Below are 16,000 nucleotides of genomic sequence, written 5' to 3' on the forward strand. Positions count from 1 at the left end.
GATCCCGCCTCCTACTCGATTTGGTAACGATGAGGTTAATTCCAGGTTGAAGTTTTGCTGACTTTAAGATAAGGTCTTCATTATCTGTAATTTTTTACTAAAACGCTCCCGTCCTTAAAGGAATAAAGATGAAACAACTTAGTCTGCTGCTTTGCGCAGCGATAACCCTTAGCGCCTGCCAAACCACAGTTAAATCCAGCCCGGATGGGCGTTTTGCCAATCTGCCGGTAACCAATCAACTGCACGCTACAGGCCCTTTTAGAGATTTAGCCCGGTTAGAACCCATGTATCCGGTGGAGGAGGCGAGAGGCGGTGGAGAAGGCTGTGCCACTATCGAATATGTCGTGACACCGGATTATCAGCTTTATGATGTGGTTGCCCGGGATGCCTCAAGCCGGTTTTTTGCCCGTGAAGCTCGCGCAGCCGTATCGCGCTGGCAATGGCAGCAGCTGCCTGCCGGCTTATTGACCGAGCCGGTAAAATTGCAAACCCGCTTTGAATTCTGTCTGGAAACGGTTGAAGGGCGTTGTGACGCCGGACAACTCAATGCCCGCACCCAATGTAGCGGTGATGATGTGCTACCGGTGGTAGGGTATCGGGTACGGGTAAACTAATGGCAATACTGGGCGTAAAGGGCGTAACGCAGATTGTTGCCACCGGCACTCGCAGATTGCTCAGCTTGCCAGCTCAGCGGCCAGATAATCGACCAGCTGGCGCACTTTTGCTGATAAATGCCGGTTTTGTGGATACAGCGCCCAAATGCCGTCATCCGGTTGCCGGTAGGCGGCCAGCACTTCAACCAGGCTGCCATTGGCCAGCTCGTCACTGATGTAATAGTTCGGTAGCTGCGCTAATCCAAGGCCACACAGAGCGGCATCTTTTAACGCTAAACCACTATTGCACTGTAAACGGCCGCGGGGCCGGTATTGCAGCGTTTTTTGCTGTTCAGCAAAACGCCAGATATTGACTGTACCAATCAGACATTGATGCTGTTCTAAATCAGCCAGCGCTTGCGGTGTGCCATGCTGCGTCAGATAAGCAGGCGAGGCGACCAGATACTGGCGACGACTGGCTAAGCGGCGGCCAATCAAATTTGAGTCACTAAGTTGCCCGAGGCGCAGAGCCAGATCAAAGCCACCTTGCACCAGATCCAGTTTATCGTTAGTTAGTACCAGTTCTAACTCCAGTTCCGGATAGCGTTGTAAAAAGCGGTTTAATAGCGGTGAGAGCCGGGTTTCACCATAAAATACCGGCGCAGTGACTTTTAACAGGCCCCGCGGTGACGCAGTGAGATTGGCCATAGTGCGGTTGGCTTCGGCCAGGCTGCTAACCAGGTGCCGGCAATGCGGTAAATACAACAAACCCTCTGCTGTCAGGCTGACGCTGCGGGTAGAACGGTACAACAGTTTGAGCGCCAGTTGTTGCTCCAGTGCAGCAATATTGCGACTGACCTGTGCCACAGAAAGACCAAGCTGGCGGGCAGCCTTGGTAAAGCTCTGTTGTTCGGCGACCGCTACAAATTCGCTGATCCCTTGCCAATTACTCACTGGCTGCCTCATTAATTATTGCATATATGAAAAACTGCTTTGTATATTAGCATTATTCTGCGCTATATGGAAACAATCACAAGTGTGCTATAGTGTGTGTAGTGGTTTTTCTGTTACAACACCAAGGACTTCATTATGCAAATGATCAAAACCCGCGCCGCTGTTGCCTGGGGACCAGGCCAACCGTTATCAATTGAAGAAGTAGATTTAATGCCGCCACAAAAAGGCGAAGTATTGGTGCGTATTGTCGCCAGTGGCGTTTGTCATACCGATGCCTTTACGCTGTCCGGCGAAGATCCAGAAGGGATTTTCCCGGTGATTCTGGGCCATGAAGGTGGCGGTATTGTTGAAGCGGTCGGCGAAGGTGTGACCTCAGTTGCCGTTGGCGACCATGTGATTCCGCTGTACACGCCGGAATGTGGTAAGTGTAAGTTTTGCTTATCCGGTAAAACCAACCTCTGCCAAGCGATCCGTGCCACGCAGGGCAAGGGCCTGATGCCCGACGGTACTACGCGTTTCTCGAAAGACGGCAAGCCGATTTATCACTATATGGGCACCTCGACGTTTTCTGAGTACACCGTGTTGCCGGAAATTTCGCTGGCGAAAATTAATAAAGAAGCCCCGTTAGAGAAAGTCTGTTTACTTGGCTGTGGTGTCACTACCGGTATGGGCGCAGTGCTTAATACGGCCAAGGTTAAAGAGGGTGATACGGTAGCGATCTTTGGTCTGGGTGGTATCGGCCTATCAGCGGTCATTGCCTCGGTGATGGCCAAAGCCGGCCGCATTATCGCCATTGATATCAACGAAGATAAGTTTGATATCGCGAAAAAGCTCGGCGCCACTGATGTGGTGAACCCGAAGAAATTTGATAAGCCAATCCAGGACGTGATCGTCGAGATGACAGATGGCGGTGTCGATTTCTCCTTTGAGTGCATCGGTAATGTTAATGTGATGCGTTCGGCGCTGGAGTGTTGTCATAAGGGCTGGGGCGAGTCGGTTATTATCGGTGTCGCCGGTGCGGGCCAGGAAATTTCAACCCGGCCATTCCAACTGGTGACCGGCCGTGTCTGGCGCGGTTCGGCCTTTGGTGGCGTAAAAGGCCGTAGTGAGCTACCGGAATATGTTGAGCGTTATCTGAACGGTGAGTTTGAGCTGGATACCTTTATCACCCATACCATGCCATTGGAGGAGATTAATACAGCCTTCGATTTGATGCATGAGGGTAAGTCGATCCGTACAGTTATTCACTTTTAACGGCGTGAGCGGGGAGTCAAGATGAGCTTAAAGCAGGTCAGTGAGCAGCGCTGCTTTGAAGGGCGGCAGGTGCGCTTCAGCCATCAGTCGCAGGTGCTTAACTGTGAGATGCAGTTCTCGGTATTTTTGCCACCACAAGCAGAGCATCAGCGGGTGCCGGCCTTGTACTGGCTGTCGGGTTTAACCTGTACCGATGAGAATTTCTCCGCTAAAGCCGGGGCGCAGCGCGTCGCGGCGGAATTGGGGATGGCGTTGGTGATCCCCGATACCAGCCCGCGCGGAGAGGGAGTGGCCGATGATCCGGTTGGTGCCTATGATTTTGGTTTAGGTGCCGGCTTTTACGTTAACGCTACCGAAGCGCCTTATGCCAGGCATTACCAGATGTATGATTATATCGTACAGGAGCTGCCTGTTTTGTTGGAAGCGGAGCTGCCACTGACGGCAGACCGCGCCATCAGTGGCCATTCGATGGGCGGCCATGGTGCACTGGTAATTGGCCTGCGTAATAGTAACCGCTATCGCAGCATTTCGGCGTTTTCGCCGATCTGTCATCCCAGTGATTGTCCGTGGGGGATTAAGGCGCTGACTGGTTATCTGGGCGCGGATCGCACGCGGTGGCAGCAATATGATGCGGCGCTGTTATTGGCCGCGCAGGGTTCTAAGCTGCCGATTCTGGTCGATCAGGGCTTGGCGGATCAGTTTTATCCACTGCAACTGCGTACAGAGACACTGCTGGCCGCAGCGGAACAAAGCCAGGCGCCGGCTGAAATCCGCTTACAGCCGGGCTATGATCACAGCTACTACTTTATCGCCAGCTTTATTGAACAACATCTGCGTTTTCATGCCCGGCATCTGGGGCTTAGCGCTGCCTAGATACAGCTGGGTTTTAGCTGAGATAAAATATAAGCGCCAGGGCGCATAGCCCTGGCGCTTGGTTTTTTATCTAACTATTTGCTGCTCTTGCCGACAGTTACTGGCATAATTTTCGCTATCTGCTGTTTTCAAACTACAAGATGGAGCCTGGTATGAGCTATAACCCGGATAATGTGTTTGCCAAAATTCTACGCGGTGAGCTGCCGTGTTTTAAGATTTACGAAGATGAGCATAGCCTGGCCTTTATGGATATTATGCCGCAAGCGGCTGGCCATGCGCTGGTGATCCCCAAATTTGCCGCCGAAACCCTGGCGGAGTTACCGCTGCAGTTTGCCGCGCCGTTGCTGACGACGGTGCAAAAAGTGATGGCGGTGCAGAAGCAGGTGTTGGCTGTTCAAGGCGTGGTACTGATGCAGTTAAATGGTGCTGAGGCCGGACAAACGGTGCCGCATTTGCATTTTCACCTCATTCCGGCGCATTTGAGTAAACTGAAGGCGCATGGTGCCGAACAGGGCGATATGGCGCAAATTAAAGCGATGGCTGAACGCCTTGCCGCCGCTTTACAGTAAGCCGGTTTTAATTGAGGTGGTAACGAAGGTGAGAGATAACGGATGAGTTTGCATAGCCGCCGCATACCGGCATTTTTCGCCAGCTGCTCGCTGGCATTATTGCTGGCCGGCTGTAGCCAGATTAAGCAGACTGCAGCCCAGCCCGAGCCGGGGCTAACGCTACAAATTGTGCATATTAATGACACCCACTCGCAGTTTGATGCCTCGCCGGCAAGGTTGCAGGCGCCAGCGGAGCAGACATTCTATACCTTTATCGGTGGCCACCCGCGGCTGCTAACCAAGGCGCGACAGCTGAAAGATGATGCTGCCGCAGCCGGTGTGCCGTCATTATTTTTGCATGGCGGAGATGCCTTTAAAGGCAGCGCCTATTTTGAATTGTTTGAACATCAGATCAATATCGATATTTTAAACCGGATGCAGCTCGATGCGATGGCGTTGGGTAACCATGAATTTGATATCGGGCTGCCGAAATTGGCCGAGTTCGCGGCCGGGATTAATTTTCCGCTGCTGGCGGCAAACGTCGACCGGCAATCTGAGCCGCTGTTAGCATCGGTACAGAATTTAAAAGCCTATCAGTTGTATCGGTTACAGGAGCTTAAGTGGCAGCGGATCCCGTCAGCAGAAGCGGCAGCAGGGGCGCCGGTGATCGCGGTATTTGGCCTGGCGCTTGAGGATATGCGCACCATGGTGCCGGATACCGGTGCCCTGATATTTGAAGCCGAAGTCAGCGCAGCACAGCGCACGGTCGATGCCCTGCAGCAAGCGGGGGTGCAGCATATCGTCGCGCTAACTCATCTGGGTAACCAACGCGATCTGGAGCTGGCAGCGCGGGTGAATGGCATTGATGTGATTGTCGGTGGCCATTCGCATTCACTACTGGGTGATTTCCGGCATTGGTACCTTGGGCAACAAGGGCCTTATGCGGCCAGTATCAGTAATCCGGATGGGATCGGCAGCACTTGTGTGGTGCAGGCCGGACAGTTTGCGCAGGCCATTGGACAGCTGACAGTGCAGTTTGATCGGTCGGGGCAGGTTAGCAGCTGTCAGGGACAAAATACCATTTTAGCCAGTCGCGATTTTTTCCCGAATGCGATGCGTAATCCGGACGAGAGACTGAGCGGTGCAGCGCAGCAAGGTTTGCTGCAATATGTGGCGACTCTGCAGAATACGGCGCTGGTTGAAGAGGATGCAGCGCTGCGTCAGGTACTAAATGACGTGTATTTACCGGCGGTGCTGCAGGCCTATGGCCAGCAAATCAGTAGTTTGGAACAGACGATTAACCATGTTCGCTTACCCGGCACGGGCGGCAGTGATCAACATGGCTCCGTTCTGGCAGGGCATATCGCTGATGCGATGCACTGGTGGCTTAATAGCGCTGAGGTACAACAGCAGCTGGGCGCACCGGTTGATCTGGCATTGATTGGTGCCGGCAATATTCGTAGTAACCTGGAAGCCGGTGCAGTATTTGAAGGCCATATCCGGCTAGAGGTATTGCCTTTTGATGCGCCGCTGAGTGTCTTAACGGTGACCGGTCAGACTATTATCGAGTTATTGCAGCAAACCATTGCCGCCACGCTACCGGCGGGGGCGCATGCCGGCAAGTTCCCATACAGTAGCCAACTGCGTTATCTGGCACAAGAAACGCCGGATTTTGGCGTTGCCTTAAAGGTTGAAATTTTGCAGCAGGGGCAGTGGCAACCGTTACAAGCTGATAAGCTTTACCGGCTGGCAACAACCAATTATCTGGCCAATGGCAATGATGGCTGGCAGCGCCTGCAGCAAGCGCAACAGCTGGCAACGGATCGCCGTGATCTGATCATGGTGCAGGGTAAGCCGGTAGCATTTGAGGTGGAGCGTGTCGTTGTCAGCACCGACAGTCGTGGTCAGCAGGCCTTTCAGCCCGTCTATGCGAGTAGCCAAAATCTGCCATGTGCCGCGTCCGGTACTGATTGTAAAACCGCTGCCCAGGCCTTTATCGATTACCTGCGCGCTCATCCTGAGCTATGGCAACAACCGCGACCAGCCACTGTCACCTTGCAGCGACTCCCCTAGTTATCCACAGCACTCCGGTACCGGTCTGACCAGTTTATCCACAGCACTCCGGTACCAAGCTGCAACCGTACCGGAGTGCGGTGAATAACTAAATACCCTCGCCAAGGAAGACTTTTGAATAGCGTGGCAGTAGCCAGGCGGTATCAGCTTGCTGTAACTGTAGCGTTTTAAATTGCTCTTTCGGTAATTCGATATGGATCAATTGCCCGGTGCTTTCATCCAGCGCTTCCAGCCGCACAACCGGACCAACGATAGTGATCAGATCGAGCTTGACCTTAATCGCGTCAGCTTGTGGCGCGCTGAATACATCAATCTCATGTGGCCGCACATAGGCTAAGCCTTGTTGCTCGTCCTGATTGTTGTACTCAGGTGAGGCCAGCGCTATATTACCGATTTTACTCTGGCCCTGTTTTACCCGGGCATGAAACAAATTGACGTTGCCGAGAAACTCGTAAACAAAGGGATTCGCCGGGTTATCATAAACGTGCTCTGGTGTACCTTGTTGCTCAATGCGGCCTTTATTCATCACCACGATACGATCGGCAACTTCCAGTGCCTCTTCCTGATCGTGGGTGACAAAAACGCTGGTCACATGAATTTCATCATGTAACCGGCGCAACCAGCGGCGCAGTTCAGCCCGCACCTTCGCATCCAGTGCACCAAAAGGCTCATCCAATAACAGGACCTTAGGTTCCACCGCCAACGCCCGGGCTAATGCGATGCGCTGGCGCTGGCCACCGGATAACTGCGCCGGATAGCGATCTGCTGTCCAACCTAATTGCACCAATTCCAGCAAGTTATGGACCTTTTTAGCGATTTCCGCTTTCGCTGGCCGGTATTTCTTCGGCTTGACGGTTAAGCCATAGGCGACATTTTCAAATACCGTCATATGCTTGAATAGCGCATAGTGTTGAAACACAAAACCGACGCCACGTTCGGCAACATGGCGCTGACTGATATCCTCATCGTTAAAGCGGATCAAGCCACTGTCGGCTTGCTCCAGACCTGCGATGATCCGCAGCAAGGTGGTTTTACCTGAGCCCGATGGCCCCAGCAATGCGGTGAGTTCGCCACTGGGTAGCTGCAGATTGATATCCTGCAAAGCGACAAAACTGCCAAAGCTTTTTCTGATGTGTTCAATACCGATACTCATAACAACCTCAATATTATTACCATCCTGGTTAGACAGCCGTCATCACCTGTTAGCGGACTGAGCTGCTTATAACCGGTAAGCTTGCAAGACGATTGTCTTATGCTGGTCAGACCGGTACCGGAGTGCTGTGGATAAGTTAGCGGTGCATACGCCATTGCAGCACGGCTTTTACCACCAGGGTTGCGATTGCCATCAGCGTTAATAATGCTGCGGCGATAAAGGCGCCGGTGGTGTTGTAATCCTGTTGCAGTAGTTCAATATGTAGTGGCAGGGTATTGGTTTGGCCGCGAATCGTTCCCGAGACAACCGATACCGCACCAAACTCGCCCACAGCGCGGGCATTGGTCAGGATCACACCATATAACAGCGCCCAACGGATATTCGGGAAGGTGATTTGCCAGAATACCTGCCAACCGCTCGCTCCCAGCAGCACGGCGGCCTCTTCCTGCTCTGTGCCGAGCGTTGACATCAGGGGCACCAGCTCTTTGACGACAAAGGGGCAAGACACAAACACCGTTACCATCACCAGGCCCGGCCAGGCGAACATTAACTGCAGATCGGCTGCATCAAGCCAGGTAGCGAAAGGCCCGTTACTGCCATACAACAACAGATATAGCAAACCGGCGACCACCGGTGATACCGCAAACGGAATATCAATCAGCGTCAACAACAAACGGCGACCCGGAAAGGTAAAGCGGGTGACACACCAGGCGATGAGGATACCGAATATCAGATTAATGGGTACCGTCAGACCGGCAACCAGCAAGGTCAGGCCAATCGCGTGCAGCATATCGGCATCTTGCAGGTTGCTGATGATGCCGCCGACGCCGGAGGCGAAAGCCGCGATAAAAATCAGCAGTAGAGGCGTTAACAATAACAGTACACTGAGCGTGACGCCGGTGCCAATCAGCAGGCGACGCAACCAAGTAGCAGAGCCGGTGGTATTGCTCATTTTAAGGCTCCACTAATATGCTGATAACGTTGCTGAATACCATTTATCACAAACAACAGGATTAATGAAACCAGCAGCACCACACTGGCAATGGCCGCTGCGGCCGCATAGTCAAATTCCTGTAAGCGGATAAAAATCATCAGCGAGGTGACTTCGGTTTGCCACGGAATATTGCCGGCGATAAAGATGACTGCACCAAATTCCCCGAGACTGCGGGTAAAGGATAGAGCAGTGCCCATTAATAGTGCTGGTTTGATTTCCGGAAAAATCACATGCCAGAAGGTTTGCCAGGGGCTGGCGCCAAGGGTTGCCGAGGCTTCTTCGTATTCCGGCCCAAACTCTTCCAGAACCGGTTGTACTGTGCGAACCACAAAGGGCACGCTGGTAAAGACCATCGCCACAACAATGCCGAGCCAGGTGTAGGAGACTTTGATATCCCACAGCGCCAGATACTGCCCAAACCAACCCTGAGTGGCAAACAAAGCAGCCAGCGTCAGGCCGGCAACAGCGGTAGGTAATGCGAAAGGCAGATCCATTAAGCCATCCAGCAGCACTCGCCCCGGGAAGCGATAGCGGGTTAGGATCCAGGCCATCAGCAGACCAAAAAATAAGTTAAAGATACTGGCGACCAGCGCCGCCGACGCCGTGACTTTATAGCTGGCGACCACGCGTGGGTCACTTATAATTGCCCAGTAATCTTGCCAGCTCAGCTCAGCAACCTGGATCACTAAACCGGTCAGTGGCAGCAAGATCACCAGACCGATAAAAAACAAACTGCTGCCAAGGCTTATCGTAAAGCCCGGCAGTACGCTTTTACTGCGCCACGCACTCATCAGCGACGGCGACCTTCAGCCAGTAGCTTATCCAGCTCGGCATTGTTACCGAAATGTTCGGTGTTAACCCGTTCCCAGCTACCAAAAACCTGCTCGACGGTAAATAACGTCGTTTGCGGGAACTGGTCGGCCGTGGCCGTTACCACGTCAGGATGATGCACCCGATAGAAATAGCGCGCCAATACCTGCTGTGCATCTTTGCTATAGAGGTACTCAAGATAAGCTTTTGCCTGTTGCTCAGTACCATTGCGGGCGACGTTTCGATCAATCCAGGCTACCGGAAACTCCGCCAGAATATTGTTAGCAGGTACCACACGCTGCAACTCTAAGTCTGGATATTGCTTGATAATATTGTTTACTTCTGACTCGAAGGTGATTAAGACATCACCTAGCCGCCGTTCGATAAAAGAGGTGGTGGCACCACGGCCACCAGTGTCGAATACGGCGACACGCTGCAGAAAGTCTACCATCCAGCTGCGCGCGGCTTCATCACCCAGCCGTTGTTTGGCAGCACCATAGGCCGCCAGATAGGTGTAACGGGCATTACCCGATGTTTTTGGGTTCGGGAACACCAGGCTGACATCGCCTTTGGTCAAATCAGCCCAGTCCTGAATATTCTTCGGATTACCCTTACGTACTAAAAACGCCATCGTGGAGTAGTAGGGCGACGCATTATTCGGTAACCGCTCGCGCCAGTTCTCCGGTAACAGCTTACCGCGCTGATGCAGGATATCGATATCAGTACTTTGGTTGAAAGTCACCACATCGGCACGCAAGCCCTGAATAATCGCCTGGGCCTGTCTGGACGAACCGCCGTGTGATTGATTAATAGTCAGGGTTTCGCCCTGTTGCTGTTGCCAGTGCGCAATAAACAGCGGGTTGATTTCAGCGAACAACTCGCGGGAAATATCATAGCTGCTGTTCAGTAATTCTTTCGCCTGGGCTCCTGCCAGAGTCAGACTGGATGCAACCAGGGTTGCAGCAAGGATCAATTTACGCATGGCTTACTCCTGAAAATAATTAATGTTAGTTTAATATGCTTAGTTGTTAGCACAAGCGTGGCATTAAGCTCAATTTGTTATAAGGCATACAGACTGGCTATATAGCGAAAAAGCAGGGAACTTAACTGGTCCTGCCGGTACCGGAGTGCTGTGGATAATTAGCGTTTAAATTTGGTTTCGAGGATTACTGAGGAGTTGGTGCGCTCGACGCCGTCCAGGTTACCGATATCGTCCAGCAGGTGGCTTAATTGTTCGGTGCTTTGCGCTTGCACTATCGCAATCAGATCGTATTCACCACTGATCGCATACAGGGCGCTGATTTGTGGTAATTGGCGCAGTTCGATATTGGTCCGGGCAGTTAATTTTTGTTTCACCTTGATACTGACATGGGCCGATACCAGGTTACTAAGATAACTTTCGCCCAGCTCGACGGTAAAGCCCTTTATTACGCCACTCTCAGTTAGCCGTTGCAGGCGGTTTTGCACGGTGGTGCGCGATAGATCCAGCGCCCGCGCCAGGTCAGAAATACTGGCCCGGGCATCCCGTTGTAATAGCGCCAACAGCTTTTCATCTTCTTTATTTAGCATTTTGATTAATTGCCTTGTCGATTTGCCGTAATTATTACTTAAATTGTATAAAATGCCACTGCATTCTGATTTTTATGCTCACTATAATAACCACCTTGCTGCGGCCCTGAGTCGCCCGTTGTGAAAGAGGCATTATTTGATGTTAGTGATCCGGCCTATTACCGCTGCTGATTTTCCGGCGTTAAAACAAATTGCGATTGAATCCGGCCCGGGTTTTACGTCATTACCGGACCACGATGCCCGCTTATGGCAAAAAATTGCGCATGCTGAACATAGCTTTGCGGCGGCGGTGGACTCACCTGGTGATCAGGGTTATTTGTTTGTGCTGGAAGATCAAAGTACTGGCGATATTGTCGGTACTACCGGCATCGAAGCCGCCGTTGGCTTGCATACACCGTTGTATCATTTTCAGCAGAATACGGTGATGCACCACAGCGCAGAACTTAATGTGTTAAATCAATTAAAAACCCTGACCTTATGTAATGACTACACTGGCGCGTCGGAGATCTGCACGCTGTTTCTACGCGAAAGTTATCGCCGCAATCATGCCGGGCGTTTTCTGTCTAAGGTGCGGTTTTTGTTTATGGCAGAATATCCGCAACGTTTCTCGGAGCGGGTGATTGCCGAAATGCGCGGCGCTACCGACGAGCAGGGCGTACCGCCGTTCTGGAATTGGTTACAACAGTTATTTTTAACCATCGATTTCCCGACTGCGGATAAGCTAATTGGTGTCGGTAAAAAGTCCTTTATTGCTGAACTGATGCCACGGCATCCAATTTATGTCGGGCTGTTACCGCAGGCGGCACAGCAGGTCATTGGCAAGGTGCATGAAAATACCATTCCGGCATTGAAAATGTTGGAAAAAGAAGGCTTTCGGCACCGTGGCTATATTGATTTATTTGACGCCGGCCCAACGGTTGAAGCACAGCTATCCGAGATCCGTTCTGTGGCACAAAGCCGTAAAGTGCCGGTACGGATCACCGACGTTAGCGGCGAGCACACACTGGCAGTAGCCAATACTGCGCTACAGGGGTTTCGTGCCAGCTTTGGCAAAGGCGCTCGTTATTGTGCGGAGCAACAGCAGTTATTGCTTAGCCCACAGTTTGCGACCGCACTAGCGTTACAAGAGGGTGATTTTGCCCGTTTTATTAATCTGGATCAGCGCTAAGTCGCGCGATTCTTTTATACTAGCCCTGTTTAATTTGCACCCGAAGCGGAGTTGATATGCATACTGATGTAAAAGCCTTATTTGAGAATTTGTGGCAAAACTACCTGCAGGTAACCCCGTCGGCAAAAAAAGTACATCAGCTGTTGGGTTCATCACAGCAAGACGATGTGATTAACGATCATATTGCGCTGCGTACTTTTAATTTGCCCAAGGTGTCACTGGATAAACTGGCGGCGCATTTTCTGGCGCTGGGTTATGAAGAGTGTGGCGAGTATCACTTCGAAGCGAAAAAGCTCTATGCCAAGCACTTTGAGCATCAGGACCGTACTTTACCTAAGGTGTTTATTTCTGAGCTGCTGCTGGATAAATGCTCGGCTGAACTGCGTGAAACCATTGAGCAATTAGTGGCGCAAATACCCGACGAAGCCGTAACCGCCGATAATTTCCTGTATTCCGGCACCCACTGGCAGGTGAGTCAGGCAACCTATGAAAAATTACTGGCAGAAAGTGAATATGCTGCCTGGATGGCCGCCTGGGGTTACCGCGCTAATCACTTTACAGTAAGTGTTAATGATTTACAGAACTTCGACAGTTTAGAGCAGGTCAACCAGGCGTTAAAAGATGCCGGCTTCCTGCTCAACACCTCGGGCGGCGAGATTAAAGGTACCCCGGACGTCTATCTGGAGCAATCATCCACGCTGGCCGATTTGGTCACCGTAAAATTCAGCGATACCGAAGCCACCATTCCAAGTTGCTTCTACGAGTTCGCGCGCCGTTATCCGCTGGCCAATGGCTTACTGTATAGCGGCTTTGTTGCGGCCTCGGCTGATAAGATTTTTGAAAGCACTAACGCCCGTTAATTCCCTCTGTTCCAACCAAATTAACACCTTAGCCCCTTTCAAAGGGGCTTTTTTCATTAAATTTTCGCTCTGCTGCTGTGTTAAGCTTAAGTAAAACAACAGGAGCAGCTATGACCGAATACGAAAAAATGCTCAGCGGCCACTGGTATGATCCGCTGGATAAAACGCTGCGCGAATTACGTTTAGCCGCACGGCAACTCACCTGGCAATTTAATAAAACAACGCCGGAGCAACACAAGGTACGTCGGCGTTTACTGCAGCAGCTCTGTGGTGCTGTGGGAAAAGATGTCTTTATCGAGCCACCGTTGCACTGTGATTATGGCAAACATATCAGCCTGGGCGATCAGGTATTTCTGAACTTTAACTGCACCATCCTCGATGTGGCGCCGGTTACTCTCGGTAATTACGTTTTTGTTGGACCCGGCGTACAGTTTTATACCGTTAATCATCCGCTGGATGCGCTACAGCGGCGAACGGGTATTGAGCAGGCCAGGCCTATTACTATCGGCGATGATGTCTGGTTGGGTGGTGGCGTGATTATTTGCCCCGGCGTAACCATTGGCGAGCAAACCGTGGTCGCCGCGGGCAGTGTGGTAACGCGCGACCTACCAGCGCGGGTGCTGGCGGCAGGCAATCCGTGTAAGGTGATTCGCGAGCTGACGTCAAGTGAAATGAATGTAAATAAATAGCTGAACTTTTTAATCTTTGTCTGGCCCAATCGCGTAAGAAAAATGTAATTACAGCCATAATTTCAAACGGACCTGACTATGTTAAAACTGCTTCAAACCAGCCGCTGCTGGTTGTTAGCCCTGTTATGCCCGGCCCTGGTGCAGGCCTTTCCGATGCATAAGGTCACGGTACCACTGGGTCACCCGGCTAATGGCAGCATACTGCATTTACCCGAACAGCGACAGTTGTGGGTATCGGGTTTTAGTCAGTACGAACGCTGGTTAACTCAGGTCGATTTAAGCAATTATCAAACCCGCAGTATCGCCGTGCCGGAGCAGGCGCAATACTTCAGCCAGGCGAAGTTAGCGGGACAGGATGCAGAGCAGCTGGTATTGCTGACCCTGGATGGCATTTTACAGCTTGAACAACGCGATGGTCAGTTTAGCTGGCGGCAATTGCTGCACACTGAGTCCATATTTCGGGTGATCGATCCGGTAAGATTGCGTGAGCGCAATTTTAGTCTTGATTTGGGTTCTGGCCTGAGCGATTTTTTGATCCCGGATTTTCAGGCCTATCACTTGTACCGGCAGCAAGCGGATGGCAGCTTTCACCACTACGCACTGCCGGTCAGCGCCAGAATTCAAACCTGGAATAATAACCGTGCCGATTACAGTGGCCGGCGCTATTATCCGTTGGATGCCAATCTTGATGGTTTGACCGATCTGTTGTTTGTGCAGGAAGGAAAGTTGCAAATTTTTTTGCAACAAAGCGATGGCAGTTTTAATACAGAGCCCTGGTTACCTGACTGGCCTGTTACGCTGTCGACAGAGCAGCAAGCCGACCAGCGCTCAGATGCCGGACGCAGCTACAGCGGACAGAATATCAGCAGTCTGGAAGATATCCGCGATCTGGATGGTGATGGCATACCGGATCTGGTGGTACGGGTTGAACAAATTGCCGATGCCTTAGAGCGTAGTGCGCGTTTTCAGGTTTACTTCGGCCGCCAAACTGAAGCAGGCCTGAGCTTCCCGGCGCAATTTGATACCGAAATTAGGGTTGATTCCGTGCCAACGGAAGTGGTGATTGCGGATTTTAATGGCGATGGCCGGGCAGATTTCTATATTCCGACTACGAAAATCGGTGTAGGTACCATAGTGCGGGTATTGCTGCGCGGCAGTGCTAATCTGGATGTCGACTTTTACTTGCTGGCGGATAACCGGCGTTACCCCGCCAAAGCTAATTTCCGCCAGCAGGCGAAGATAGATGTCAGTATCAGCAACCTGCGTTTTGATATGCCATTGTTTGAGCTGGTGGATTTACGCGGTGATGGCCGTAAGCATCTGGTGCTGGGCGAAGCCGGTAATGAACTGCGTTTTTTTGCGCCCGATGCCAGAGGCCTGTTCAACCGCAACAGCGACCGGGTACAATTCATCTTGCCGCGGGATGCCAGCCGGGTGCGGGTGTTTGATCTTACTGCCGATGGTAAGAGCGATCTGGTGCTGCCTTACGATAGCCTGGATGCTGAAGGACAGCGTAATCAGCTGATATTACTGTTTTCAGCTAACGGTGATGCCGGTCTTTAAGGTTGGTGCTAAGTTGCAGCAGCACCTTGACGCTAAGCGGCTGACTGGTCAAGATAAGATTTTTGCTAAGGACGCCCGCCGTTGTTATATTTTTGGATGCTCTGCGCTGCCGCCGCGGGTGGTGCCTGTCGCTTTCTGATATCCAATTGGGTCGCTCATTACTGGCAGCGACCCTTTCCGTTACCCACCTTGCTGGTTAACCTGAGTGGTGCTTTGCTGCTGGGTGTGCTTTGGGCTGGTCAAACGGCGCAGCAACTTAGCCAAACGCAGTGGCAAATTTATGCGCTGGCGGCGCTTGGCAGCTTTACCACGGTATCGTCACTTAACCTGCAACTGGTCAGTTTATTGCGTAATCATAACCGCTTCAGCGCCATTTTTTATCTGCTATTCAGCGTCTTGGGTGGCCTGGGTTTACTGCTGTTGGGCAGTTATTGGGGGCGCTGGTGGTGGTAAGGCTAAAAGAAACCTTAGCAGTGGCGGCCGGCGCGGCGTTGGGCTCAGCGCTGCGTTTAGCGCTTAGTGGTCTGTTACTGCCGTTAGCATGGTGGCCGGTCGCGACCCTGGCGGTTAATTTGCTCGGCTCGCTGTTGATTGGTTGGTTGGCGCTGGTCAGTCAGCCGGCTGGACGCTATCCGATGCCAGCCTGGCAACAACAATTTTGGCTGAGCGGGTTTTGTGGCGGCCTGACAACTTTTTCGTTATTTAGTCTGGAATTACTGCAGCTGCTAACGGCAGGGCAGCTGCTATTGGCTGCTGGGTATCTGCTATTAACATTAGTCGGAGGGGCGGCATTGTGTGCTTTCGGGATGCGTTTGGCCGAGCCTGCGCGTGTTGATGTTTAAAACAAGCAGCAAACGTCAACAAGCCCTAAGCCAGCAGATAAACGACGGTAGCCGGCT

At 51.9% G+C, this 16,000-nt stretch carries 17 protein-coding genes; 11 read left to right on the forward strand and 6 right to left on the reverse strand.

The features are described 5' to 3' along the window. The first annotated feature begins 128 nt into the window (after window positions 1-128). A complete protein-coding gene (locus AAY72_RS14815; RefSeq protein WP_057788556.1) occupies window positions 129-614 on the forward strand; it encodes an energy transducer TonB in 486 nt (161 codons plus the stop codon). Between the two features lie 60 nt (window positions 615-674). Here AAY72_RS14815 and AAY72_RS14820 read toward each other — a convergent pair whose 3' ends face one another. Next, on the reverse strand, window positions 675-1,547 hold the full coding sequence (locus AAY72_RS14820) for a LysR family transcriptional regulator (RefSeq protein ID WP_057788596.1): 873 nt from the start codon (window positions 1,545-1,547) through the stop codon (window positions 675-677). A 135-nt stretch (window positions 1,548-1,682) separates the two neighbouring features. Between AAY72_RS14820 and AAY72_RS14825 the strand changes: the two genes are divergently transcribed. The 4 genes from AAY72_RS14825 to AAY72_RS14840 all read left to right on the forward strand — a co-directional run bounded on the left by AAY72_RS14825 (window position 1,683) and on the right by AAY72_RS14840 (window position 6,295). Next, window positions 1,683-2,801 (forward strand): S-(hydroxymethyl)glutathione dehydrogenase/class III alcohol dehydrogenase, encoded by a 1,119-nt coding sequence (locus tag AAY72_RS14825; RefSeq protein WP_057788558.1) that lies wholly within the window; start codon window positions 1,683-1,685, stop codon window positions 2,799-2,801. A 21-nt stretch (window positions 2,802-2,822) separates the two neighbouring features. Next, window positions 2,823-3,674 carry an S-formylglutathione hydrolase gene (gene fghA, locus AAY72_RS14830; RefSeq protein WP_057788560.1) on the forward strand — a complete coding sequence of 284 codons (852 nt, stop codon included), beginning with the start codon at window positions 2,823-2,825 and terminating at the stop codon, window positions 3,672-3,674. Between the two features lie 152 nt (window positions 3,675-3,826). Further along, window positions 3,827-4,243, forward strand: coding sequence for an HIT family protein (locus AAY72_RS14835; RefSeq protein WP_057788562.1), 417 nt, complete (start codon window positions 3,827-3,829; stop codon window positions 4,241-4,243). A 42-nt stretch (window positions 4,244-4,285) separates the two neighbouring features. Further along, window positions 4,286-6,295, forward strand: coding sequence for a bifunctional UDP-sugar hydrolase/5'-nucleotidase (locus AAY72_RS14840; RefSeq protein WP_057788564.1), 2,010 nt, complete (start codon window positions 4,286-4,288; stop codon window positions 6,293-6,295). A gap of 88 nt (window positions 6,296-6,383) precedes the next feature. Here AAY72_RS14840 and AAY72_RS14845 read toward each other — a convergent pair whose 3' ends face one another. From AAY72_RS14845 to AAY72_RS14865, 5 genes are all read right to left on the reverse strand, one after another. Next, window positions 6,384-7,448 carry a sulfate/molybdate ABC transporter ATP-binding protein gene (locus tag AAY72_RS14845; RefSeq protein ID WP_057788566.1) on the reverse strand — a complete coding sequence of 355 codons (1,065 nt, stop codon included), beginning with the start codon at window positions 7,446-7,448 and terminating at the stop codon, window positions 6,384-6,386. A gap of 136 nt (window positions 7,449-7,584) precedes the next feature. Next, on the reverse strand, window positions 7,585-8,400 hold the full coding sequence (cysW, locus tag AAY72_RS14850) for a sulfate/thiosulfate ABC transporter permease CysW (RefSeq protein WP_057788568.1): 816 nt from the start codon (window positions 8,398-8,400) through the stop codon (window positions 7,585-7,587). Further along, a complete protein-coding gene (gene cysT, locus AAY72_RS14855; RefSeq protein ID WP_008983382.1) occupies window positions 8,397-9,233 on the reverse strand; it encodes a sulfate/thiosulfate ABC transporter permease CysT in 837 nt (278 codons plus the stop codon). Before cysT ends, cysW begins: the two co-directional genes overlap by 4 nt. Beyond that, on the reverse strand, window positions 9,233-10,234 hold the full coding sequence (gene cysP, locus AAY72_RS14860) for a thiosulfate ABC transporter substrate-binding protein CysP (protein ID WP_057788570.1): 1,002 nt from the start codon (window positions 10,232-10,234) through the stop codon (window positions 9,233-9,235). The genes cysT and cysP overlap by 1 nt, the downstream gene beginning before the upstream one ends. 158 nt (window positions 10,235-10,392) lie before the next feature. Then, the gene (locus AAY72_RS14865; RefSeq protein ID WP_008983384.1) at window positions 10,393-10,821 is read right to left on the reverse strand and encodes an Lrp/AsnC family transcriptional regulator; all 429 of its coding nucleotides are present in this window, start codon (window positions 10,819-10,821) and stop codon (window positions 10,393-10,395) included. Between the two features lie 139 nt (window positions 10,822-10,960). On the opposite strand from AAY72_RS14865, the gene astA reads away from it, so the two are divergent. The 6 genes from astA to AAY72_RS14895 all read left to right on the forward strand — a co-directional run bounded on the left by astA (window position 10,961) and on the right by AAY72_RS14895 (window position 15,943). Beyond that, window positions 10,961-11,989 (forward strand): arginine N-succinyltransferase, encoded by a 1,029-nt coding sequence (gene astA, locus AAY72_RS14870; protein WP_057788572.1) that lies wholly within the window; start codon window positions 10,961-10,963, stop codon window positions 11,987-11,989. A 56-nt stretch (window positions 11,990-12,045) separates the two neighbouring features. Beyond that, a complete protein-coding gene (locus tag AAY72_RS14875) occupies window positions 12,046-12,849 on the forward strand; it encodes a DUF1338 domain-containing protein (RefSeq protein WP_057788573.1) in 804 nt (267 codons plus the stop codon). A 110-nt stretch (window positions 12,850-12,959) separates the two neighbouring features. After that, window positions 12,960-13,538, forward strand: coding sequence for a sugar O-acetyltransferase (locus AAY72_RS14880; protein WP_057788575.1), 579 nt, complete (start codon window positions 12,960-12,962; stop codon window positions 13,536-13,538). A gap of 78 nt (window positions 13,539-13,616) precedes the next feature. Next, window positions 13,617-15,101 (forward strand): VCBS repeat-containing protein, encoded by a 1,485-nt coding sequence (locus tag AAY72_RS14885; protein ID WP_057788578.1) that lies wholly within the window; start codon window positions 13,617-13,619, stop codon window positions 15,099-15,101. An 81-nt stretch (window positions 15,102-15,182) separates the two neighbouring features. Further along, on the forward strand, window positions 15,183-15,554 hold the full coding sequence (locus AAY72_RS14890; protein WP_008983389.1) for a CrcB family protein: 372 nt from the start codon (window positions 15,183-15,185) through the stop codon (window positions 15,552-15,554). Next, entirely contained in the window at window positions 15,545-15,943 is a 399-nt protein-coding gene (locus AAY72_RS14895) for a CrcB family protein (RefSeq protein WP_231728980.1), read from the forward strand. The genes AAY72_RS14890 and AAY72_RS14895 overlap by 10 nt, the downstream gene beginning before the upstream one ends. Window positions 15,944-16,000 lie beyond the last annotated feature (57 nt).

This window comes from Alishewanella sp. WH16-1 (assembly GCF_001441695.1).
GTDB lineage: Bacteria > Pseudomonadota > Gammaproteobacteria > Enterobacterales > Alteromonadaceae > Alishewanella > Alishewanella agri.